This is a genomic window from Alteribacillus persepolensis (assembly GCF_900099605.1).
GTDB classification, from domain to species: domain Bacteria; phylum Bacillota; class Bacilli; order Bacillales; family Marinococcaceae; genus Alteribacillus; species Alteribacillus persepolensis.
On record NZ_FNDK01000002.1, the window covers coordinates 162921 to 187425 of the forward strand.

The 24505-nt window shown below is 43.8% G+C and carries 20 protein-coding genes; 18 read left to right on the forward strand and 2 right to left on the reverse strand.

Annotated elements, in window-relative coordinates; genetic code table 11:
* Positions 1-48 precede the first annotated feature (48 nt).
* The 4 genes from BLT18_RS03895 to BLT18_RS03910 all read left to right on the forward strand — a co-directional run bounded on the left by BLT18_RS03895 (position 49) and on the right by BLT18_RS03910 (position 2617).
* A complete protein-coding gene (locus BLT18_RS03895; RefSeq protein WP_091271428.1) occupies positions 49-903 on the forward strand; it encodes an alpha/beta hydrolase family protein in 855 nt (284 codons plus the stop codon).
* Between the two features lie 204 nt (positions 904-1107).
* Positions 1108-1662 (forward strand): flagellar export chaperone FliS, encoded by a 555-nt coding sequence (gene fliS / locus BLT18_RS03900; protein WP_322787551.1) that lies wholly within the window; start codon positions 1108-1110, stop codon positions 1660-1662.
* A complete protein-coding gene (locus BLT18_RS03905) occupies positions 1663-2025 on the forward strand; it encodes a hypothetical protein (RefSeq protein ID WP_091271430.1) in 363 nt (120 codons plus the stop codon).
* Between the two features lie 202 nt (positions 2026-2227).
* Entirely contained in the window at positions 2228-2617 is a 390-nt protein-coding gene (locus BLT18_RS03910) for a hypothetical protein (RefSeq protein WP_091271431.1), read from the forward strand.
* Between the two features lie 107 nt (positions 2618-2724).
* Here BLT18_RS03910 and BLT18_RS03915 read toward each other — a convergent pair whose 3' ends face one another.
* A complete protein-coding gene (locus BLT18_RS03915) occupies positions 2725-3789 on the reverse strand; it encodes a DUF6612 family protein (protein ID WP_091271433.1) in 1065 nt (354 codons plus the stop codon).
* Between the two features lie 534 nt (positions 3790-4323).
* On the opposite strand from BLT18_RS03915, the gene BLT18_RS03920 reads away from it, so the two are divergent.
* From BLT18_RS03920 to BLT18_RS03970, 11 genes are all read left to right on the forward strand, one after another.
* A complete protein-coding gene (locus BLT18_RS03920) occupies positions 4324-5751 on the forward strand; it encodes an NAD-dependent succinate-semialdehyde dehydrogenase (RefSeq protein ID WP_091271548.1) in 1428 nt (475 codons plus the stop codon).
* A gap of 542 nt (positions 5752-6293) precedes the next feature.
* Complete coding sequence (locus tag BLT18_RS03925; protein WP_091271434.1) at positions 6294-6491, forward strand: cold shock domain-containing protein; 198 nt, start codon at positions 6294-6296, stop codon at positions 6489-6491.
* Between the two features lie 415 nt (positions 6492-6906).
* Positions 6907-7494, forward strand: a complete 588-nt coding sequence (gene hpf / locus BLT18_RS03930) for a ribosome hibernation-promoting factor, HPF/YfiA family (protein ID WP_091271436.1) — start codon at positions 6907-6909, stop codon at positions 7492-7494.
* A 254-nt stretch (positions 7495-7748) separates the two neighbouring features.
* A complete protein-coding gene (secA, locus tag BLT18_RS03935) occupies positions 7749-10277 on the forward strand; it encodes a preprotein translocase subunit SecA (protein ID WP_091271437.1) in 2529 nt (842 codons plus the stop codon).
* Between the two features lie 349 nt (positions 10278-10626).
* Positions 10627-11737 (forward strand): peptide chain release factor 2 gene (gene prfB / locus BLT18_RS03940; protein WP_139184703.1). Its coding sequence is split into 2 segments (ribosomal slippage): positions 10627-10698 and positions 10700-11737, totalling 1110 coding nucleotides; the frame shifts between segments, so codons are not numbered across the junction.
* Positions 11738-11885: 148 nt separating this feature from the next.
* On the forward strand, positions 11886-12671 hold the full coding sequence (locus tag BLT18_RS03945; RefSeq protein WP_091271441.1) for an SDR family oxidoreductase: 786 nt from the start codon (positions 11886-11888) through the stop codon (positions 12669-12671).
* 52 nt (positions 12672-12723) lie between these two features.
* A complete protein-coding gene (locus BLT18_RS03950) occupies positions 12724-13614 on the forward strand; it encodes a YitT family protein (protein ID WP_091271442.1) in 891 nt (296 codons plus the stop codon).
* 48 nt (positions 13615-13662) lie between these two features.
* Entirely contained in the window at positions 13663-14001 is a 339-nt protein-coding gene (locus BLT18_RS03955) for a c-type cytochrome (RefSeq protein ID WP_091271444.1), read from the forward strand.
* Positions 14002-14670: 669 nt separating this feature from the next.
* Positions 14671-15357: a cell division ATP-binding protein FtsE gene (gene ftsE, locus BLT18_RS03960; RefSeq protein ID WP_091271445.1), complete on the forward strand. Its 687-nt coding sequence runs from the start codon at positions 14671-14673 to the stop codon at positions 15355-15357.
* On the forward strand, positions 15347-16243 hold the full coding sequence (gene ftsX, locus BLT18_RS03965) for a permease-like cell division protein FtsX (protein ID WP_091271447.1): 897 nt from the start codon (positions 15347-15349) through the stop codon (positions 16241-16243). Before ftsE ends, ftsX begins: the two co-directional genes overlap by 11 nt.
* 35 nt (positions 16244-16278) lie before the next feature.
* Positions 16279-17526 (forward strand): murein hydrolase activator EnvC family protein, encoded by a 1248-nt coding sequence (locus tag BLT18_RS03970; RefSeq protein ID WP_091271449.1) that lies wholly within the window; start codon positions 16279-16281, stop codon positions 17524-17526.
* Positions 17527-18027: 501 nt separating this feature from the next.
* On the opposite strand, the gene BLT18_RS03975 is transcribed toward BLT18_RS03970, so the two are convergent.
* Positions 18028-19146: a cysteine desulfurase family protein gene (locus tag BLT18_RS03975; RefSeq protein WP_091271549.1), complete on the reverse strand. Its 1119-nt coding sequence runs from the start codon at positions 19144-19146 to the stop codon at positions 18028-18030.
* Positions 19147-19385: 239 nt separating this feature from the next.
* Here BLT18_RS03975 and BLT18_RS03980 point away from each other — a divergent pair, with 239 nt between their 5' ends.
* The 3 genes from BLT18_RS03980 (at position 19386) to uvrB (ending at position 24505) form a co-directional block, all read left to right on the forward strand.
* Complete coding sequence (locus BLT18_RS03980) at positions 19386-20861, forward strand: S41 family peptidase (protein ID WP_091271450.1); 1476 nt, start codon at positions 19386-19388, stop codon at positions 20859-20861.
* A 79-nt stretch (positions 20862-20940) separates the two neighbouring features.
* Entirely contained in the window at positions 20941-22131 is a 1191-nt protein-coding gene (locus tag BLT18_RS03985) for a PDZ domain-containing protein (protein ID WP_091271452.1), read from the forward strand.
* Positions 22132-22528: 397 nt separating this feature from the next.
* Positions 22529-24505, forward strand: coding sequence for an excinuclease ABC subunit UvrB (gene uvrB / locus BLT18_RS03990; protein ID WP_091271454.1), 1977 nt, complete (start codon positions 22529-22531; stop codon positions 24503-24505).

Genomic DNA, 24505 nt, shown 5'->3' on the forward strand with positions numbered 1-24505 from the left:
CACTATTCTGACAGTTTGTGGTACGATGCAGCCAAGGAGGGATAGCGTATGAATCACGTTGTTATTGAAAATCGAGCGTTTACCATAGAAGTCCCGGAAAACAAAGCATTGCTGCGAGGAAATGTTCACGCCCCGAAAGAGCAAAACGAAGCTCCGGTTGTGATCATTTGCCATGGCTTTAAAGGTTTTAAAGACTGGAACTTCTTCCCGTATTTGGCTGATTGTTTAGCTGAGGCAGGTATTTATGCCATTCGCTTTAATTTTTCGCATAACGGAGTCAATGAAACCGATTTTGACGAACTTGAGAAGTTTGCTGTCAATACATACACGAAAGAACAAGCGGATTTAGATGCGTTGTGGCAGCATATTCAAAAGAGAAAGCTTCCTTTCTCAGAACATTTTCAAACAGAGCATACAGGAGTGCTGGGCCACAGCCGCGGTGGTGCAAATGCGATTGTGTTTGCAGCCGAACATCCAGCGCACGTGCGCGCGGCTGTGACGTGGAATGGTGTACCCGATGTTGACTTTTTCTCAGAAGCCTTGAAGCGGCAAGTGAGAGAAGAGGGTATTGCTTACATGGAAAACAAGCGCACGAAGCAGAACATGCCGTTAAAAAGAGATGTGCTGGATGATATTGAACAAAACAAACAGCGTTATGCGCTGCTTTCGCATTTGGAAAAGTTAAAAGCACCCGTGTATGTCATTCAAGGAGACGCGGATGGAGAGTGGCTGGTCAACGGTGCGAAAAAGATGGAACAAACCGCGCCGATTCATTCGCTGTTTTCGATTAAAGGCGGCGGCCACACATTTAACGCAAGTCACCCGTTAGAAGAAGTACCGTCTCAACTAGAAGAAGCCATTCAAGAAACGACGAAATTTTTTACGCAACATCTGACTTTCTAAACGAGCAAGCGCTGATTTCCATTCGCAGGGAATCGGCGTTTTTTCTATGCAGTTCCCTTAAAAAAATAACATATTGGCCGATATAAAAAGCAGCTAATGAAAACATAGTATATATTCCATACATACGGCGGTGGCTGCAGTGCATGCTATCCGCTCGATTGTGCAGGCAGTTTTTATGTTTAATAATAGGAAGGATGGGTACGAATGGCATTTCAACAGGCACAATCGCTATACAAGAAGAACATGAAACAAGCTGAGGCATACAAGAATAAAACAACACTGTCAAAAGACCAAGCGTATTCGCCATCAACAGCTGCGGCAGCGCGAACAGCACAGGCCCAAACACCGCCTGCTGCTTCAGCCGCACCAGCGTCTTCACATGCGTATCAGCAAAACGCTATTCAAACAGCGTCGCGTGGTGATTTGACGCTGCTTTTGTATAATGGTTGTTTGAAATTTATTGATAAAGCAGACAAAGCGATGGGCGAGCAGGATATGGAGAAAAAGAACCAATTTATCGTGCGCGCACAAGATATTATCCGTGAGCTCATGGTTACGTTAAAAACGGACACAGAGTTGGGGAAAAATATATACCAGCTGTATGACTTTATTCACCGCCGTCTCATTGATGCGAATATTTCCAATGACAACGAGGCGCTGCATGAAGCGCGCCGATTCGTACAGGAATTTCGCGACACATGGAAAGAAACGATTAAGCTTGACCGCCAAGCGCGTTTTAAAGAAGGAGACCAGGCGTAGATGGTGGAAGGGAAAGATTTATTTTTTATCACGAAAGCATTATATGAACATGTCACTTCCTCTCTTCCAAAAGATGTAGAAAAACGGGAGCGGTATGTTGAGCAGACAGAAGAGTACGTCAAGAAGCGTGCGGCAGCGCTAGAAGCGTTTCAGCCGCCGGATGAGATGAGCGACATGGAAAAAAAGCTGTACCGCGCGATGCTGCAAATGAATGACCGTATTGAAGAAGAACTTGAAGCATCAAAAGGAATGATGCGGCAGTCGCTAAAGCAGCTGCAGCAAAAGAAACAATCGGGAGAGCGTTATGAACGGCCGTACGGCGGTACAACAGTAGATGGTGTGTTTTTCGATCAAAAAAACTAATAGATGGATACAGCAGCCGCAGGTGATGGCTGCTTTTTTGCTCGAATGAGAAAATGTACAAATGGATGGTTTTATATAGTTTAAGGGGGTGCTTATGTTTTCCCGCTTACATGTTTGCTGCTGGACTTTTGCAAAAACAACATGCATCGAAACAGCGGGCATGCTATGATCGAAAGGACGAGAGAAAAAAGGGGGATGTGTCGTGTCCAGGCGGTTACAAGAGGCAGAACACGTATTTTTAAAACGGTATAACAAATGGCTGCAAACGGTAGAAGAAGGTCTTGCGTCTGTAGCTTATTTTTATCGCGAAGGCCATGTGGACAATGGCGATCGACTGCTCCTGCAAATGATGGAAGGATTTCAGCCGTTTTCTTCCGATAACATGACAATGCGTTATTTGTTCGTGGAAAAAGAAGGCTTGGAAGAAGAGATGATAATTTTTCATGATGTGGTTGAGAAAGCAAAAGGTGTCCCGTCTTTTGCTTCAGCAGAGGAACGAATTCGCTTTATTGCACAAGAGCTGATTCCGTCATTTCAACGCTGGAAGTTATTTGTGCAGCAAGTAGAGGGCGGTGAGACGGACAAGCCGTGAAGGGGACAAACGGCGCGAAAGAGGACTCGGCTTGCTGCTGAGTCTTTTCGCATCGTTTCTAATAAGTGAAGCAGTCCTGTAAGGAGAGGATTCAATGGTGTTCACTGTTATTCCTCGGTGTCATCGCTGTTTAAAAACTCTTTTAGATCGATTTCGACTCCGTTATCGGTGTCCTCACCTTGTTCTTTTTCATAAAATTCATCTAGTTCTATTCTGTCCATTGTTTCAAGCTCCTCCATCTCATTAAAACCGCTAAACTCTTCTACATCCATTTCCTCTGCGGCTTCTAAGACTTGTTCAGGGGTCGATACCTCTTCGGTGGCATTGAAGTCACTGTAGCGTGCAACGACTGTGTGATGGGATGCATATGAGCGGCCGTCTTCACTGTTCATATTCATGTTCATATCCATTTGCAGTTTTCTCGCATGAAATGTTTCTTTATCAATTAGCAGCTCAAATGCTAAGTGCTCGATTTCTGTCATATACATCATATCTTCCATCATTTCGGAAAAATCGGTATTCACCATTTGCATCAGTGCAACAGCAATTTCGTGAAGCTGTTCGTCTTCCCCTGTGAAGGTAAGCTGATAGTGGCGGTTGCCTTCAACGAGATGGAAATCTGAGGTGTAGGCGTCAATCAACTCCAGAATATGTGCGGGTTTTTCATATGAATCATCGTACGATTGAATGTCTTCGGTAAACTCATCCGGAAATTTCACCCAGCGGCCTTCATTAGAATCAAAAATATAATATCCTTGGTCGGTGAAATAACGTTCGAGAATGACCGTTTCATGGGAGGCGGCATCTTGTTTTTCTTCGCTTGTTTGAATGGTGGACGTTTCATGATAGCGAATTGGATCTACGTTTACCAGCGTATGAGAACGATATTTATTTTCTAAATAACCGTGTGCATTGTATTGGATATCTTGATTCATATTCGTGTCAATCGTGTAATTCTCTAACTCTTGCATGGCATGAATGGATTGCTGCAATGCGTGAGAGGCGCTGATAGTTTCCTCTGTTTCTTCTAGAGGCGGTTCTTCTTCTCTCGGCTCTTGTTCTTTAGGCTCTTGGGTGATGCCATTGTTGTCATCCGTTTCTGCTTCGGACATGCAAGCGGTAAGCAATAGTACCAGCATGACGCCAAAGAATCGCTTACGGATTGGCGACATGATTCATCCTCCTCTTTGTGAAGGTTCATTAAAATAGTATCACAACAGGCAGTGATTGGATAGAGCATGATGTTTTGTATCAGCGGGGTAGAAAGAAATCCATAAGAAAGCAGGACCTGATGGTTAGGTCAGATCCTGCTTGCAGAAGTGCTGCCAAAAGAGGGGGACAGCGGTTTTTACGCAAGGGATGGGCATGGCGCTTTTGGCAAACGGAGGGTTTTTATAGAGGGGATGGTGTACTAGGACGATGCTAGGGGATTATGTATGTCTGTTGCCCTACTTTTATTTTACTGTAAGTTGAAATAATTTCAATAAAATGTAAAAATTAGTAGGAAGATTCATATTTTGTAAGAGTATGTGTGCAATAATTGAATTATTGCTAAGCAAAAATTAAGTTTTTGCTGTACATACGGTGCAGTTTTTTTATTCATTCGAATAAAGAAGGTTAAAGTGTCTATGCAAAGACATGCATACAAGCAGACAAGAGCGGGTAAAGACCAAGGGATGATTATTCAGGAAGGAGTGAGAGGCACGATGGATACACGATTATATATAAATGGAGAATGGAAGCCAGCAGAAAAAGGAACATTTGCAGTAATAAATCCAGCGAATGGCGAGCAGATCGGCAGTGCCGCAGATGGAGGGCGGATAGAAACGAAGCAAGCCATACACGCAGCTGAAGCAGCTCTTCCGAAATGGTCAGCGTTAACGGCGCAAGAAAGAGCCGGGTATTTAAAAGAAATGCATCGTTTAATGATGGAAAAGCAAGATGAGCTTGGTGAGCTGATCACAAAAGAAATGGGAAAGCCGTTACAAGAAGCAAAAGGAGAAATAGCGTATGCTGCTTCGTTTCTGGAATGGTTTGCTGAAGAGGCCAAGCGCGTGTACGGAAAAACGATTCCAGCAAGTAATGAGAATAAACGGATGATGGTGATCAAACAGCCAGTAGGTGTTGTTGGTGCAATTACACCGTGGAACTTCCCGCAAGGCATGGTGACGAGAAAGGTAGCGCCTGCGATTGCAGCTGGCTGTACGGTTGTATTAAAGCCTGGAGAAGACACACCGTTTTCTGCTGTGAAATTTGCTGAAATCTGTGAAGAAGCTGGACTTCCAAAGGGAGTGTTCAACGTAGTAACCGGAGAGTCTGCATCGGAGATCGGTGAGGAAATGATGGAACATGAAGTCGTACGAAAAATAACGTTTACCGGCTCGACAGAAGTAGGGCGTCTATTAATGAAACAAGGCGCAGAGCACATCAAAAAACTGTCGCTGGAACTGGGCGGACATGCACCAATTATTGTCCTTGACGATGCCGATATCGATAAAGCAGTCGCAGGTGCCATTGCATCGAAATTCCGCAATGCCGGTCAAACGTGTGTATGCGGAAACCGTATTTACGTACAAAAAGATATTTATGAGACGTTTGTGGAGAAGTTTCAAGCTGCAGCTGAAAAACTAACAGTTGGTGACGGCATGCAAAAGGGAGTGGACATTGGCCCGCTCATTAACAAAGACGGCTATGAAAAAGTCGACCGTCACGTGAAGGATGCTGTCAGCAAAGGGGCAGAGCTGGTCACTGGCGGGGAAGGATATGAAGAGAGCGGTGCATATTTTTACGAGCCAACCGTGTTGAAAAACATGACGAGTGATATGGTGATTATGGAAGAAGAAACGTTCGGGCCTGTAGCGCCTGTACAAAAAATTACGAGTGATGAAGAAGGCATCCGCCTTGCGAATAACTCAAAATACGGATTGGCGGCTTATTTCTTTACCGAAAACATGAGCCGCGGCATGAAAGTTGCGGAAGGGCTGGAGTTTGGTATTGTCGGCTGGAACGACGGTGTGCCGTCTGCTGCTCAAGCGCCATTTGGCGGCTGGAAACAAAGCGGTTTGGACCGTGAAGGCGGCAGTGAGGGAATCGAAGCCTTTGTCGAAACAAAATACATCTCGATGGGATTATAAAGAAGAACGGCGAGGCTGGGAGAAATCTAAAACAGGTTACGCAAAAGCCAAAACAATAAGATAGGAAAATATATGATAAGTAAGGGTAGTTAACGTATGGAGACCCCAGCGGGACGTCGGCTAAAACCAGTCGTATCGTGTGGCCGGCGCCGACACTAGTACGTCCTGTGCGTCGCAGCACGAGCTAAAGGTCTGCTTGGTAAAGGCTCTTTCTTTACCAAGTGAGTTGAGGCCGTGCCTGCAGAACGCGAAGGATGTTGACAGAGCAGCGTTAGAACTTACTGTTATAATCACACAGCCTAAACTGATCTGCAGTAAATGGTTAGGCTTATTCCATACGTTTGGCTCAGCCTCGTTCTGCTGCTTTGTCTTCCATTGTATTAGACGCATATGACAGCTAAACATCTTGCGTCCAAGGAATGCTGCACTTTATTTTTAAAATTTTAAAATAGTTTGAATTTTCATTGACGGTTTGTTCGTTTTTCTGCTATATTAAAAAGGTGGGAAAGGCCCGCGCATTACGTTCGAAAGGAATGTGGAGAATGCAAGGAAAAGTAAAATGGTTTAATAATGAAAAAGGTTTTGGGTTTATTGAGCGTGAAGACGGAGACGATGTGTTTGTACATTATTCCGCTATTAATGCTGAAGGGTTCAAATCACTTGAAGAAGGACAAGAGGTGGAATTTGATATTGTAGAAGGTGCGCGCGGTCCGCAGGCTGCAAATGTGAATAAACTATAAATACAATATACAAAAAGTCCGTTTTTATTAAAGAGACGGGCTTTTTTCATACCGATAGGAAAGTGCAGCCATTTGAGTGTAAGTGAATCACCGATGTTTTTACAATGTGGAGGAAGCCCGTATAAGGGAGCTTGGGCTATCGCTTGCGGCTTGAAGGCTCAGCGTCAGCCAAGTTTCTTTAGAGGTGCTGGTGCAGCAGTGTGACATTTTTGTGAAGTTCCGTTGTTTTTTTAATATTGTGAAAAAATAAAAATGCTGTCAGATTGGCTGTCAGCGGTGTCTTACGTTTCTCTTTTCGACAAGAGTCACGTTTCTTGTTCCTTTTTTCGATGTATTTTGACTAAATTTCGGTTTTAAGAAGGACTTGCAGCGTGAATATAGAATAGTAACAGTATCGAAAGGAGGAGTTTACTTGATGGAATATAATATTCGTGGTGAAAACCTAGAGGTAACTCCGGCACTAAAGAATTATGTGGAAAAGAAAGTAGGGAAACTCGAGCGCTACTTTGATACAACACCTTCTGCTGATGTGCATGTAAAAATGCAGGTGCACAATAGCGAACATATTATTGAAGTAACTGTGCCAATGTCTCAGCTGCTTTTGCGGGCAGAAGAGACGCACACAGATATGTATGCAGCGATTGATCTTGTCGTAGAGAAACTTGAGCGGCAAATCCGCAAGCATAAAACGAAAGTGAATCGAAAGCTGCGTCAAAATGGCAGCGTGAAATATATGTTTAAGGATAATATTGAAGATTTGAATGAGGAAATTGTCAATGGCGAGTTAAAAAACGGAGAGTTTCCGGGTGATGATATCGATGACTATGAAATTGTGCGTACGAAGCGGTTTAACTTGAAACCAATGGATACGGAAGAAGCTATCTTGCAAATGGATATGCTTGGCCACAATTTCTTTGTCTTTTCCAATGCGGTTAACGGCGATACCAATGTGGTGTACCGCAGAAAAGATGGACGCTATGGCTTAATCGAGCCGGAATCATAAAACAGCGTGTGCATAATCGTTTTTGTTTTTCAAAACGTATATAAATAGGAAGCTGGCTGTCTCGTTCGGGGGCAGCCTTCTTCTGTGCCTCTAAAGGCGGCCTGTTTGTCCCGTTGTAAGGAGAATTGGAAACTGATAAAATGAGAACTAAGTGTGAAAAGGAGGGAGGCAGTGGTTTGCTGTGTGCGAAATAAAAGCACTACTGCCTGCTTGATATATTCCTTTACAGGAAAAGAGAGGACGATGATAGCGTCATGATCGGTTTACTCAAAAAAGTAATCGGTGATACGAACCAGCGAACCGTGAAAAAACTGCAAAAAACCGTGGACGACATTGAAAGCTATGCAGATGAGATGAACAGGCTTTCTGATAAAAATCTGCAAGAAAAAACGGAAGCGTTTAAAGAACGCTTCCAAAATGGCGAGTCTTTGGACAAACTTCTTCCAGAAGCTTATGCGGTTGTCAGAGAAGCTGCGACTCGTGTTCTTGGCCTAACCCCATTTCGTGTTCAATTAATGGGGGCAATTGCCCTGCACCAAGGAGACATTGCCGAGATGAAAACCGGGGAAGGGAAAACCTTGGTGGCAACAATGCCGGTGTATTTAAATGCATTGACTGGAAAAGGCGTGCATGTCGTAACAGTCAATGACTATTTGGCTGGGCGCGATAGCGAGACAATGGGAGAGTTGTATCGCTTTTTAGGATTAACAGTTGGCTTGAACCAAAAAGGAATGAGCAAAGAAGAAAAGAAAGAAGCGTATCAAGCTGATATTACGTATGGTACCAACAACGAGTTTGGTTTCGACTATCTGCGTGATAACATGGTGCTTTATAAAGAGCAAATGGTACAGCGCCCGCTCCACTTTGCTGTTGTCGACGAAGTGGACTCTATTTTAGTCGATGAAGCGAGAACACCGCTTATTATTTCTGGGTCGGTCGAGCAGTCCACAAAGTTATATATGGCAGCCGATGCGTTTGTACGCCGCTTGAAGCTGGATGAAGACTATACGTATGATGAAAAAACGAAAAATGTGCAAATGACAGAAGAGGGTGTCAACAAAGCAGAACAAGCCTTTCAGATTGATAACCTGTTTGACCAAAAGCACGTACAGCTGATTCACCATATTAACCAGGCCTTAAAAGCGCACGTGTCGATGCATCGTGACAGTGACTATGTTGTAGAAGAAGGACAAGTTGTCATTGTCGATCAATTTACGGGGCGTTTAATGAAAGGCCGACGGTACAGTGACGGCCTTCATCAAGCGATTGAAGCAAAAGAAGGCTTGCAAGTACAAAAAGAAAGCATGACGCTTGCATCGATTACGTTTCAAAACTACTTCCGCATGTATGAAAAGCTGGCCGGTATGACAGGGACCGCAAAAACGGAGGAAGAAGAGTTTCGCAACATTTATGGTATGAATGTCACGGCGATTCCAACGAACAAACCGATTATTCGTGACGACAAGCCTGACTTGATTTACAAAACACGAGAAGCGAAGTTTCGAGCAGCGGCAGATAAAATTGAAGAGCTCTATAAAAAAGGACAGCCCGTACTAGTCGGAACTGTAAGCGTAGATACGTCAGAGCTTGTATCACGGTTGTTGAAAAAGCGGAAAGTTCCTCACAATGTATTGAATGCGAAAAACCATGAAAACGAAGCAAAAATTATTGAAGATGCCGGCCAAAAAGGTGTGGTAACAATTGCAACAAACATGGCCGGGCGCGGCACAGATATCAAGCTTGGTGAGGGAGTCATTGATTTAGGCGGGTTGTACGTGATCGGAACGGAGCGTCATGAAAGCCGCCGGATTGATAATCAGCTGCGCGGACGTTCCGGCCGTCAGGGTGATCCGGGAGCATCACAGTTTTACCTTTCCATGGAAGATGAATTGATGCGCCGCTTTGGTTCGGAGAACATGCGAGGCATGATGGAGCGGTTAGGTATGGAAGATGACCAGCCGATTGAAAGCAAGCTGGTCAGCCGTGCGGTGGAACAAGCACAAAAACGCGTTGAAGGCCATAACTTTGATGCGCGTAAACAAATTTTGCAGTACGATGATGTGATGCGTGAGCAGCGTGATATCATTTATGCGCAGCGAATGGAAGTATTAGAGTCAGATAACCTCAGTAATATTGTGAAAAACATGATGAAGTCTGTAGTAGAGCGTGCGGTCAAATTGTATACCCCGGAAGAAAGTGTGCCGGAAGACTGGGATTTAGACTCACTTGTCAATTATTTGCGCGGCACGGTACTCGACGCAGACGATATTGAGGTAAAAGATATAAAAGGCCTCGAACCAGAAGAAATCATCGAGCTTGTTTTAGAGAAAATAAACGAGCGTTATGCTGCAAAAGAAGAAGAGTTGACGCCGGATACTATGCGCGAATTTGAAAAAGTAATTATGCTCCGCGCGGTCGACCGAAAATGGATGAATCACATCGATCAGATGGATCAGCTTCGTCAAGGCATTCATTTAAGAGCGTACGGACAAAACGATCCACTTCGTGAATACAAATTTGAAGGCTTTAACATGTTTGAAGATATGATTGCTTCTATTGAAGAAGAAGTCGCTACGTATGTTATGAAAGCGCAGGTACGAAACAATCTCGAGCGCCAGGAAGTAGCCGAAGGAAAAGCCGTACACGGCAATAATACCGAACGCCAGGATCAAAAACGCCGTCCAGTGCGAAAAACAGAAAATGTTGGACGGAACCAGCCTTGTCCATGTGGAAGCGGTAAGAAATACAAACATTGTCATGGTCGTCAAGAAGCCGCGCAATAATGCTGCTTGAAAAAAGGATTGCCTCATTAGTTTATGGTTGATGAATATCAGCCGAAGTACATGTAGATTCCTGCGGGAGAGATAAAAGCTAAAGGTCTTGCAGGGGACGGCTTTTGCTTAAGAAGAGGCAGAAGTGCTGCCCCGCGGAAAGTGAAGTGTATGTCAGCGGTGAAAAGTCTTTTGGGACATTTACACTGCTGGCATTAGTGAATCATTGGTGTCGTTAATAGGAAGCAGAAATTTATATACGTGCGCTCAAGGAAAGCATGAGAAAGCCGCCGGCAGCTGCTGATTAGAAATGCGGCATTCCGCTGCATTTAACGTGATTTTACACAAGAGGTGAGACATAATGGATATGGCAGACATTCGAAATGAACTTTCCAATATGGCTAAGCGTTTAGCGGATTTCAGGGGGTCTCTTTGACCTGGCAGAGAAGGAAGAACGCATTGCCGAGCTGGAAGAGAAAATGACCGAACCCGGTTTTTGGGATAAGCCGGATGAATCAAAAAAAATCATTGATGAATCGAATACGCTGAAGGAATCAGTAAATGGTTTCAAAGAAATGGCGAACATGTACGATGATTTAGAAGTGTCTTATGAGCTTGTCAAAGAAGAAGATGACGCAGATTTGCAGGAAGAACTCGAAGAAGGCGTAAAGACGTTACAAGACAAAATCAATGTCTTTGAGCTGCAAATGCTTCTTAGTGAACCTTATGATAAAAACAATGCGATTCTTGAGCTGCACCCAGGTGCAGGCGGAACGGAATCACAAGATTGGGCAGAGATGCTGTTACGTATGTACAAACGCTGGGCTGACCAAAAAGGGTTTGGGGTGGAAACACTTGACTTTCTGCCTGGTGATGAAGCAGGTGTGAAAAGTGTGACTCTTCATATTAAAGGGCACAATGCATACGGGTACTTAAAAGCAGAAAAAGGGGTTCATCGTTTAGTAAGAATTTCACCATTTGATTCATCCGGTCGTCGTCATACCTCGTTTGTTTCGTGTGATGTGATGCCGGAGATGGATGATAATGTGGAAGTGGAAATCAACAGTGAAGACTTGAAAATTGATACCTACCGCTCAAGTGGTGCAGGTGGACAGCATGTGAATACGACCGATTCTGCGGTGCGTATTACCCACCTTCCAACAAACACCGTCGTTACATGTCAAAACGAACGTTCGCAAATTAAAAACCGGGAACAAGCCATGAAAATGCTGCGTGCAAAGCTTTACCAAATGAAGATAGAAGAGCAGCAGCGCGAATTAAATGAAATCAAAGGGGAACAAAAGGAAATCGGCTGGGGAAGCCAAATTCGCTCTTACGTATTCCACCCTTATAATATGGTGAAAGATCACCGCACAAATCTTGAAATAGGGAACACATCGGCGGTGATGGATGGAAACATTAATCCGTTTATAGATGAATATTTACGTGCAACAATGAACAATTCATCCTAGATGGCGAAGTGTTTTTGTTTTTTCGTAACAACAACATGACAAGACGCAATGAAAACTTGGCGGCTCATCGCCAAGTTTTTTCAGCAGCATCTTGTTTGGAAAAATGATCCAAATGTGGAATGGTCATTCTGTTTAGGGGGATAATAATATGGATTTGGAATTAAAAGGAAAAGCCGTTGTTGTGTTAGCATCAAGCAAAGGGTTAGGGAAAGCTTCGGCCCGGGAGTTTGCGTTAGAAGGGGCTAAGGTGATGCTGTGTGGCAGAAATCAAGAGGTATTGGAAAAAGCAGCGAAAGAAATTGAGACAGAAAGCGGCAGTCCTGTTTTTTGGGAAGTGTGTGAGGTGTCAAATCAGGAAGACATCGAAGCACTAATGGAAGCTGCAATGGATAAAATGGGGCGGATTGATGTGCTTGTGAACAACGCTGGCGGCCCGCCTGCGGGGAAATTTGTCGATATGAAAGACAATGATTGGCAGCAAGCGTTTGAATTGACATTGTTTAGTTTTGTGCGAGCTATTCGTGCAGCACTTCCTGAATTAAAAAAGAACGAAGGGCGTATTGTTAATATTGCTTCCAGTTCAGTAAAAGAGCCGCTTGACAGCTTGATTTTGTCGAATACATTTCGGATGGGGATTGCTGGATTATCAAAAAGTTTAGCAAGAGAACTGGCACCCGACGGTGTATTAGTTAATACAATTGGTCCTGGTCGTATTGCGACGGATCGTACAAAAGACTTAGATGAAAAACGTGCAGAAAAAAACGGTGTTTCTTTTGAAAAGGCAAGACAAGAGGCAGAATCCATGATTCCAATAGGCCGTTACGGCGCTCCGGAAGAGTTTGCTAAACAAGTGGTATTTCTTGGTTCATTTGCTAATACGTACGTTACCGGGCAAACGCTGTTGGTAGAAGGCGGGCTTGTCAAAGCGTATTAAAACGGCTCATTGATAAACAGCATTGTAAGCCCCAGCAGCAGGAGGAATGGAGATGAGAAAAAAAGACAAACGAAGAGAAGTGATGTCCAAAAAACAGCAGATGACACTGAATGTTTTTTACATTTTGCTGGGGTCATCTGTTGTGGCGGTCTCATACAATGTATTTCTTCTTCCGAATCGGATTGCATCTGGAGGGTTAAGCGGCTTTGCCACGATTGTGTATGAAGTAGCTGGTATAGAGCCTGCCATTACGCTGTGGTCACTAAACATACCGCTGTTTGCAGCGGGAATCCTGCTTTTGGGCGGCTTAACATATGGAGGAAAAACATTAGCCGGTACGCTTTTTCTTCCATTTGTAGTATACTTAACTAGAAATATCCAACCCGCTGTTGAAGATCCGCTCCTTGCTGCGCTGTTTGGCGGCATTGGTGTTGGGATAGGCCTAGGTTTAGTTTTTCGCGCACATGCATCGACGGGCGGAACCGATTTAGCTGCGCAAATTATTAACAAGTATACAGGCATTTCACTGGGTGCTTGCGTTTTTGTGATGGATGGTTTCATCGTTGCTGCCTCAGCCTTTGTATTCAGCTTTGAGTTTGCTCTTTATGCGTTAATTGGCTTGTTTGTAACCGGCAAAACAATTGATATCGTTCAAACCGGCCTTGGTTATGCCAAAGTGGCTTATATTATTACCGATAAACAGGCCGATGTGCTGCCGCTTTTATTGAACCAAGTAGACCGCGGTGTGACCACCTTGCATGCTCACGGCGGTTACACCAATAGAGAGCGGCCGGTGTTAATGTGCGTTGTAAACCGAAATGAAGTGACGAAGCTAAAGCAAGCAGTTCAGTCGGCTGATTCGCATGCCTTTGTTATTGTCACTAGTGCAACGGAAGTTCTTGGAGAGGGTTTTAAAAAAGAGACAGCCGGGTATACTAAGTGAGCGATATTGGAAAAATCATCTTAATTCATTGAAGTAGGAGGTCACATCATGAAAAAGTTCTTGATGGCAATCGCTGGAAGTGCTGTACTCGTACTTGGTGCTTGTGGTGGCGGCGGTGAAGACGACGCTGGAGAAGCAGGCGGCGACGGCGGTGGTGACACCGGCGGTGAAACGTACGATGCAGCAGCTGCTGAAGAAACATATCAAGCCAACTGTGCACAATGCCACGGGGAAAACCTTGAAGGCGCCAGTGGCCCGGCATTGCCAGGCGGTAATTCCCAAGAAGACATTGTTAGTATGATTGAAAATGGCGGCAGCGGTATGCCACCCAATATTGTTGAAGGCGACGAAGCAGAAAATGTTGCTGCTTGGCTTGCTGACCAGTAAGACAGACAAGCATGGGCCGGTAAATCATCCGGCCCAGCCGCTTTTTTGGCATGGGGCAGGAAAGAATAACATATGAACATACATGAAACATGGGTATTATCAATACGCTTATGCTGCAAAAAACCTGTACATGCCACGGAAGTAATCGCCCGCACTGAAAATACGTACACCAGGTAAGCATAGAAGCTAGTGTTTTTAGATTGAATGGAAGTGCCCAGCCGCTTTGGCATGCTTTGTATGAATGGGTTCAGCAAGCTGCCTCAGGGAGTATTTTTCAAAGAAAACAGTGACTTCTGAATGCCCCAACTTAGCAGAAGATTCTTCCCCTTAATCAATCTTCCTTCTTCAGGAGCGTTTGTGCTTCTCTTGTGAACAATGTGTAGCTTTTCCCTTCTTCTAGTTACATTCCTTTTCTTGAATTTTCCTATTTTAACGGTATATATGTGCTTTTGTGATAGATTTTTAGGCTTTTGAAATCAAAATGTAACAACTTTATAGCATTCATTCATTTGAAAAGATGATATAATGTGTTGGTGGAAGATGACAGGAAAGTATTTTATTTTACTTTTTTCTACATTTCGTTTATCAATACAATATTTTCTTTTATAGAGAAAGTGGACAACCCTCGTGATCCAGCCCCGAAATTGCCAGCTTCAGGAAGTGATATAAGTGATAGAAATGACCGACGTGTCAAAAACGTATGCAAACGGTGTAAATGCGCTGAATAACATTGATGTTTTGATTGAAAAAGGCGAGTTTGTTTACATCGTCGGCCCAAGTGGTGCAGGGAAATCCACCTTTATTAAAATGATCTACCGCGAGGAAAAGCCCTCTGATGGAAGGATTATGATAAATGGACATGATTTAACGACACTAAAAGAGAAGCATGTCCCGTATTTGCGCCGTAATATCGGCGTTGTATTCCAGGATTTTAAATTACTTCCAAAGATGACGGTTTTTGAGAACGTTGCATTTGCGCTTGAAGTCATTGAAGAGCCGCGCTCAGAGATTAAAAAGCGTGTGATGGAAGTGCTTGACATTGTCAAATTAAAAAATAAAGCTCGTTTTTTTCCTGATGAATTATCAGGCGGCGAGCAGCAGCGTGTATCAATTGCACGTGCGATTGTCAATCGTCCGCAAGTGGTCATAGCAGATGAACCAACCGGCAATTTAGATCCGGATACGTCCTGGGAAATCATGGATGTTTTAGAAGAAATTAACAAAAGAGGAACGACGATTCTTATGGCTACCCATAACAGGAGTATTGTAAACACAATAAAAAAACGGGTCATCGCTATCGAATCCGGCCGCATTGTCCGCGACGAACTTAGGGGGGACTACGGCTATGAAAGGTAGAACGCTTGTCCGTCACGGAAAAGAAGGGCTGAAAAATCTTGGCCGCAATGGATGGATGAGCTTTGCGTCAATCAGTGCTGTGACGATTATGTTAATCGTTGTCGGTGTGTTTCTGGCACTCATATTAAACATGAACCACTTTATGTCTTCAGTAGAAGAAGACGTTGAGGTGCGTGTATATGTAGACTTAACAGCCACCGAAGAAGAACAGAAGGAATTAGAACAGCACCTGCATGATTTAGAGCAAGTAGAACGTGTTACATATTTGGACAAAGATGAAGGGCTTGATCAGCTGATTAATAGTTTAGCAGAAGAAGACCAAGAAGCCTTTGAGTCACTTCGGGATGAAAATCCGTTAAACGATGCGTTTATTTTAGAGGCAGAGGAGCCGCAGTTGACAGAGCATGTTGCTCAGCAAGCGGAACAATTACCTCATATTGACCGAGTTGACTATGGAGAACAAGTAGTCGAACAATTATTTAACGTGACGAGTGTGATGCGCACAATCGGTATTGTTCTTGTTATAGGTTTAATGTTTACATCTATGTTCTTGATATCGAACACGATAAAGCTTACAATTGTATCAAGGCAAAAAGAAATTCAAATTATGAAATTAGTCGGAGCGACGAACGGTTTTATCCGGTGGCCATTTTTTGTTGAAGGACTTCTGCTTGGAGTATTAGGTTCAGTTATTCCGATTGCGGCAGTAGTGAGTGGGTATTCTTACCTGTACACACAGTTTGGCGAACGTTTGTCGTTAGATTTTGCCGAACTGCTGCCTGCATATCCGCTAATGCTGCAAGTGTCGCTCGTTTTGCTTGGCATAGGGGCTTTGATTGGTGTTTGGGGAAGTCTTATGTCTGTTCGTAAGTTTTTGAAAGTATAGAGGCTAGTTTGGTGATCAGAGGAGGAAACTTGGGGATGCGAAAAACCGTGATCAAAGGTCTTGCAGCTTGTTTTATTGCAGCTGCAAGCTTTACATATACCGATATAAACACCGCTTCTGCAAATGCTGAGCTTCGCCAGAAGTTGAGTGAAATCGAAGAAAAGCGCAGTAATAATGACATAGAAGCAGAGGAAACGAAGCAGGAAATTGCTGAGCTTAAAGATGAAATTCAGACTGTACAAGATGAAATCCGTGAACTTGATGATAAAATGACTGAAACCAGTGAGAAAATCAGGGAGAAAGAAGACGAAATAGAAGAAACAGAAGAACGAATTGATGAGCTTAATGATGAAATTGCTGAACTGGAAAAACGGATTGCAGAACGAGATGAACTGTTAAAAGACCGCGTTCGTGCAATGTACCAAAACGGCGGTTCGGTTGACTACTTGGAAGTATTGCTTGGTGCGAAAAGTTTCGGTGATTTTCTTGACAGAGTTTCTGCGATGAATACCATTGCGGAACAAGACAGGGAGATTTTAGAGGCTCATATTGCAGATCAAGAAGCATTGAAGCAAGCTAAGTCGGATGTAGAAGAAGAACTATCATCGCTTGAAACGAGTTTACAAGAGTTAGAGGATTTAAAAGAAACGCAAGAAAAACAAAGAAAAGAAAAGAATAATATTCTCGGTGATTTAGAAGAAGAGAGTGAACTGTTAGAAGACGCCCTGTTATCGCTTGAAGATGAAGACGCTCTTTTAGCAAAGCAAGAACAAGCAGCCGAGCAGGAGTTGGAAGCCTATAAAAAGCGAAAGGCGGCTGCAAAGCAAAACAGTCAGAGTGATACAAACAGTGCAAGTACAGACGTTCCTGCTGACAGCGGCGGAACAATGATGAGGCCGGCTACAGGATCTGTAACCTCCGAATATGGACCGCGCTGGGGCAGGATACACCATGGTATCGATATTGGCCAAGGCGGCCGTTCCAATGTACCGGTAGTCGCTGCAGCTAATGGAACAGTTGTGCAAGCCACATACATGAACGGATACGGCAATACAGTGATGATTTCTCACCGTATTGATGGCAAGCAGGTGACAACACTTTATGCTCACTTATCCTCTTCCAGTGTGTCAGCTGGGGATAGTGTGTCTAAAGGAGATAACATTGGTATCATGGGGAATACAGGAGCCTCAAAAGGGCCGCACCTGCATTTTGAAGTGCACGAGGGGCCTTGGAATGGTGCAAAGTCCAACTCTGTCAATCCGCGTCAATATGTGAATTTTTAATATGGTAGAAATGGAGACGTCCCATTTTGGCTGAAAGAGCTGAGATGGGACATTTTTGCACATAAGAAATGTACCGCTTGGTATCCAATGACAAGAAAGGATACATATTGGCATGGATGAATCACTAGATTGGCCGCCTGTATCTAAAGGATTAACATCAGCTGTGTTCTCTTCGCATGTTAGGATGTGGAAAATCAGCATATGAAGAAAACAGCAGTTTGCGGCATAAATACGAAGAGATAGGCGAAGGTAGGCAGCTACAGTTCAATTTTGTTTCCTTTTGCGTATTTTCCTTGTTCTCCATATTGTTTGTTCGTTTCATATGTTCGCGCTTCTCCGCGTTTTCCCATGAAAATCCCTCCTTTGTATGAATTGGTTGTACATTACCCACAAAGGATGACGTTTAAACAAGCGAACATGCGAAAGCCGGGGCAGCTATTCCTGTAACTCCCGGCTGGCGGTTTCACTAATGTATATTATGTGCACTTGTGATTCTGCATGTTAGGACAGCACATATTTTAGTTTTTCTATAACCATATCAATGTCGCGTTTTTCAGAATAGCGTCCAAGGCTGAAGCGAATCGCTCCTTTTCCAGTTTCCTCATCAACACCCATTGCTTCTAATACGTTAGACAGCTGAACGGTGTCGGCATGACAGGCAGCACCAGTAGAAGCCGCTAGTTCAGGAATCGCTTGTAAAATATCTTGGCCGGTACAGCCGATAAAGCTTACGTTCAATGTGTTAGGCAGGCGCTTTTCAGGGTGTCCATTCAAGCGGACGCGTTCTCCAAATGCTTTTTGCAGTTCCTTCCAAAACAAATCTCTAAGTTGTTGGATGTGACCGCTTCGGTTATTTGTTGCTGCGATTTCGCATGCTTGGCCAAGTGCACCAGCGAGAATGATATTTTCAGTTCCAGCTCGTCGTCCATTTTCATGACCGGCACCATGCATAAAGGAAGGCAGTGGTTTGTTTTTTCGCATGAACAGCGCACCTATCCCCTTAGGAGCATATAGTTTGTGGCCGGCAACGGTTAGATAGTCCACTCCTAGTGCATCGACGTCGGCAGGGATTTTGCCCAGTGATTGTGATGCATCGGTGTGAAACGCGATATCGTGCTGTTTAGCAATAGAAGATATAGTTTTGATTGGCTGGATGGTGCCTGTTTCATTGTTCGCGTGCATGATAGAAATCAGCACCGTATTTTCAGTGACAGCTTGTTCGATTTCTTTAGGGTCAACGACTCCGTATGTATCGGTAGAGACATAGGTGATGGATATACCTTGTTCTTCCAGGTAGCGGCACGGCTCAAGAATAGCTGGATGTTCTGCTTTAGTTGTAATAATATGGGGGTGCTGCTGACGGTATTGCTCGATGATGCTTTTTAAGACGTGATTATTGGATTCTGTCCCTCCGCTCGTGAAAATAATTTCATCGGTGGCAGCACCAATAAAAGCAGCGACTTGGCTTCGTGCTTTCTCTACTGCTGCTTTGGCAGGTTCACCTGCCCAATGAGAAGCAGAAGGGTTGCCATAGACATAATCTGTTAGTTGATAGATGACTTGTTTTACTTCAGGCGCAAGTGGTGTACTTGCGTTATAGTCCATATAAATGTGTGTCATGTTCATTCATTCCCCCTTGTTGTTACTGTACATCACTTGTTTTTCTGTCCGCAACAAAAAGTCGTTGACATACGCTGTGCAAAGCGGTTCTCAGCTTTTTTCTCTCCTGTTTTTATTTGTTGCATGCTTTTTTCATGCTAGAATAAAAGATAGCAAACTACTTCCAATAAATAATTGCTTGAAATACAGGCGCAGTATGTATGGCTGGCGATGAAACAGAGCTGAGGTGAAAGAGTGATATGAAATGGAAAGTGAAAGTAGCAACTCTTGTCATCGGGGCGGTATTAATCGCTGGAGCTGGCGGTGTATTTGCAGGGATGTCTATCAATGACGATACCAGTGATACGCGCTATGCTTCGGATGGCAGTGAGCATTCAGGTGCTGACACTAATGAGGATACGCTGCAAGACGGATTTGACAAGATGGAACAAGTGTACCAGACGATTACAGAACAGTATGTAGAAGATGTGGATGAAAGCGAATTGATTGAAGGAGCACTAAAAGGCATGGTGGAAGAGTTAGATGACCCCCATTCTGCCTATATGGACCAAGAAACAGCTTCAGAATTCAGTCAGTCTCTTGAGTCTTCTTTTGAAGGGATTGGAGCGGAAGTGAGCATGGTTGATGACGCTGTAACCATTGTTGCTCCATTTAAAGATTCGCCAGCAGAAAAAGCAGGCTTGCAGCCAAGTGATCAAATTTTACAAGTGGACGGAGAAAGCACAGAAGGAGACTCATTGAACGAAACGGTGTTAAAGATCCGCGGAGAGAAAGGCTCGACTGTGACGCTGACGGTGCAGCGCGAAGGAACGTCTGAACCGTTCGATGTCGAAGTCGAGCGTGATGAAATACCAGTAGAAACAGTATATTCCGAGACTTTTGAAGAAAACGGGCAAACTATTGGTTATTTAGAGTTAACATCTTTTTCAGAGAATACGGCGGCAGAATTTGAAGAGCACTTAACAGAGTTAGAGGAGTCCGGGATAGATGGATTAATTGTGGATGTTCGCGGTAATCCAGGTGGATTTTTAAACAGTGTCGAAGAAATTGGGAATCTCATTATTCCTGGCAATGAAACGGTTGTACAAATAGAAGACCCAAATGGAGAAAGAGTACAATCGGTGTCGACATTAAGTAATAAAAAAGATTATCCGATTGTTGGGTTGATTAATGAAGGCAGTGTGTCGGCTTCTGAAATTTTAGCTGCTGCTTTAAAAGAAGCAGGTGGATATGACTTGGTTGGACAGACAACATTTGGTAAAGGGACGGTCCAGCAGTCAATGCAGCTTGGTGATGGGAGTGAACTCAAACTGTCGATGTTTAAATGGCTCACCTCAGATGGGAATTGGATTAACGAGGAAGGTGTCGAACCAACGGTGGAAGTGACACAGCCAGATTACTTTTATTCACCTGCTCTGTCGATTGAAGACTCTCTGCAGCAGGATAATAATGCAGAACAAGTGAAAACAGCGCAAGAAATGCTGAAAGGATTGGGGCATGACCCAGGCCGTACGGATGGGTATTTTGATGAGCAGACTGTCTCGGCCGTAGAATCTTTTCAGGCCGAGCAAGAAGGTCTTGATATCACTGGTGTGATTGATGAAGAAACTGCCGGACGCCTCAACCAAGCATTGTTAGAATTGATTCGTGATCCGGCAAACGATAGACAACTCCATGAAGCACTAGATTTAGTAAGTGAACAAGCATCTTCGTGATGTGAAGCATCCCTGTGAAAGCCTTCATGGGGCCATCTAAAAGGAAGAAAGGAACCGTCTGTCAAAGGAGATGCTGCTAGTGATTGATTTTGGCTTTGAATTGTTAAAAGGGATCGGGCGCTTGTTTGCCCATCCGCTTACATATTTTATCCCCTTTATTATGTTTCTTATGGGCGTGATGCGTGTAAAACGGGAGCGTCATGCGTTTCATACGAGCGTGCGCGGCGCATTATTTGATGTCACTGTGCCGCTTTTACCTGGTGTACTTGCCGGGATATGTTTATCTGTATTTATTTTAGTGGCGGGAGTAACCGTTCCTGCTGCTTTTGTTCATTTAGTAGGAGTCATTACCGCCGTGTTTCTTCTGTTCGGCAGAATACGCTGGCTCTCACCCTCGTACACCATTGGTCTTGCGATGATATTGGCATTTTTCCTGCCCTCGTTTGAAAGTGATTACACTTGGCTCGATGAATTTTTTACTGAACTGGGGCAGGGGGATTATCGTCCGGTTGTTGTTTTGCTTGCGGTAACGTTGTTTATCGAAGGGATTCTGCTTTTAAAAGATGGAAAACGCCATACGTCCCCGCTCATTGTAAAAAGTTCCCGCGGGAAATGGATTGGTGCGCACTTGCTGCAGCGTATTTGGTTTATTCCGGCATTCTTTGTTGTGCCGGGAAGTGCGGTAGAGGCGGTGAATTGGTGGCCGGTTATACCCGTGAATGAAAGCGGATTTGCCCTTTTTCTCATCCCATTTGTGATCGGGGCAAAGCAGCGAATGTTTTATGCACTGCCTGCTCAAACGTTACAGCCCGTTGGCAAGTTTGTTATACTATTGTCTCTATTCATTGCGGTATGTGCTGTGTTTGCGTATTACGAGCCGCTCATCATCATGTATGCAGCCGTTGTAGCTATGCTGTTTAGAAGTATCCTGATGCTGTGGAGCAGGCGACAAGAACAAAATCACCCTCCGCTTTTTGCACTTCGCGAGCGCGGCATTCGTATTTTAGGCATTCTGCCGGAGTCGCCGGCAGAAAAAATGGCTCTGCAGCCCGGAGAAATTATTATGAAAGTAAACGGCCAGGAGGTAAATAACGAAGCGGAATTTTATCAAGCTTTGCAGAAAAACTCAGCGTACTGCAAGTTAGAAGTTGAAGATGAACAAGGAGAAGTTCGCCATACACAGTCAACGGTATATGATAATGAACATTATGAGCTGGGGCTGTTGTTTGTAAAAGAAGAAGAAGAAATAGTAACGACGATGGAGGCATAATGGGAAAAGCGGCAACGGCCGCTTTTCTTTTTTTTATGATTCCCATCCAAACGTTGAGATGCATAAATGCTGTACTTTGACTGTATTTGGTAAATAATAGAATGAAAAGAAAAACAGCGAATTGCTCCATCAGGGCTCGGTCACAAGCCAAAGGTGTAGCAAGAATGGATTATCGTGCTAAACCAACTGTTTATTAAAATTTAGAAATGCATGATGGTGATTGCGTCTGGCGTCAGCTGTCGATATGACTATAAAGGCGATAACAAAATGTAACAAAGCCTTCCTATGAAAAAAGAACGTATATTCGCATATTCGTTTGAATTGACTTCATATGTGGTATAATGTATAAGCGGTAATACAAGATGATTAGTGATGTGTAGAAGCGAGGGATGGGCTCATGAATGAAACGTTTGAATTAGTTTCCAAATATGATCCACAAGGAGATCAGCCGGAAGCCATTAAAGCATTAGTACAAGGCATTAATGAAGGAAAACGACATCAAACCTTGCTTGGAGCTACAGGAACAGGAAAGACATTTACTGTGTCAAATGTCATTAAAGAAATAAATAAGCCAACCCTTGTTATTGCTCATAACAAAACATTAGCAGGCCAGCTGTACAGTGAGTTTAAAGAGTTGTTTCCTAATAACGCCGTGGAGTACTTTGTCAGTTATTACGACTATTATCAGCCGGAAGCATATATCCCGCAAAACGATACGTATATAGAAAAAGACGCCAGCATCAATGATGAAATTGACAAATTGCGTCACTCGGCAACGAGCGCGTTGTTTGAGAGAAATGATGTCATTATTGTCGCGAGTGTTTCTTGTATTTACGGCTTAGGTTCGCCGGAAGAATACCGTGACCTCGTGCTGTCATTAAGAACAGGCATGGAAATGGAAAGAGACCACGTTCTCCGTGAGCTCGTGGATATTCAGTATGAACGAAACGACATTAATTTTGTCCGCGGAACGTTTCGAGTCCGCGGAGATGTGGTGGAAATATTTCCAGCCTCACGCGATGAACACTGTATCCGCGTGGAGTTTTTTGGTGATGAAATAGACCGTATAACGGAAGTGGATGCTCTTACGGGTGAAATTCTCGGTGAGCGCAATCACGTCGCTGTTTTCCCAGCTTCTCACTTTGTCACAAGAGAAGAAAAAATGCAAAAAGCGATTAAAAACATTGAAAAAGAGTTAGAAGAACAGCTAGCTTATTTCCGGGAAAAAGGCAGAGAGCTGGAAGCACAGCGCTTGGAACAGCGCACGAACTACGATATTGAAATGATGAAAGAAATGGGGTTTTGTTCAGGGATTGAAAACTACTCCCGTCATTTAACGTTTCGAAAGCCGGGGGAATCCCCCTACACACTGCTTGATTTCTTTCCAGATGACTTTCTCATTGTTGTTGATGAATCACATGTTACTCTCCCCCAAGTACGAGGCATGTACAACGGAGACCAAGCCAGGAAAAACGTGTTAGTAGATCATGGTTTTCGGCTTCCTTCAGCAATGGACAACCGGCCGCTGCAGTTTACGGAGTTTGAACAACGTGTAAAGCAAGCCATCTATGTATCGGCAACACCTGGTCCGTATGAAGAAGAACATTCACCGGAAATGGTCGAACAGATTATCCGGCCGACTGGATTGCTTGATCCAACCATTGATGTACGTCCAATCGAGGGACAGATTGACGATTTAATTGGTGAAATTAATGAACGAAAAGATGAGAAGGAACGCATTCTCGTTACAACGTTAACGAAAAAAATGGCAGAAGATTTAACGGATTATTTAAAAGAAGTCGGTATTCGTGTGAAGTACTTACATTCCGATATAAAAACGCTCGAGCGAATTGAAATCGTCCGTCAGCTGAGAATGGGTGAATTTGATGTGTTAGTCGGCATTAACCTTCTTCGGGAAGGGCTTGATATTCCGGAAGTATCCTTGGTGGCGATTCTCGATGCCGATAAAGAAGGTTTTTTGCGTGCGGAACGCTCATTAATCCAAACGATGGGACGGGCGGCGCGCAATGCTAATGGGCACGTCATTATGTATGCTGATAAAATGACAGATTCTATGGAAACGGCCATTTCTGAAACGAATCGACGCCGTGACATTCAACAAGCATACAATGAAAAACACAATATCACCCCGCAAACGATCCAAAAAGATATACCAGACTTAATTCAGGCTACCGTCACTTCCGAAGAGACGGAGGATTTTGATAAGCCGGCACTGGATAAGATGAGTAAAAAGGAACGTCAAAAAGTAATCGATGAACTAGAGGAAGAAATGAAACAAGCAGCCAAAGATCTTCAGTTTGAACGGGCTGCAGAACTTCGTGATATGCTGCTTGAATTAAAAGCGGAAGGATGA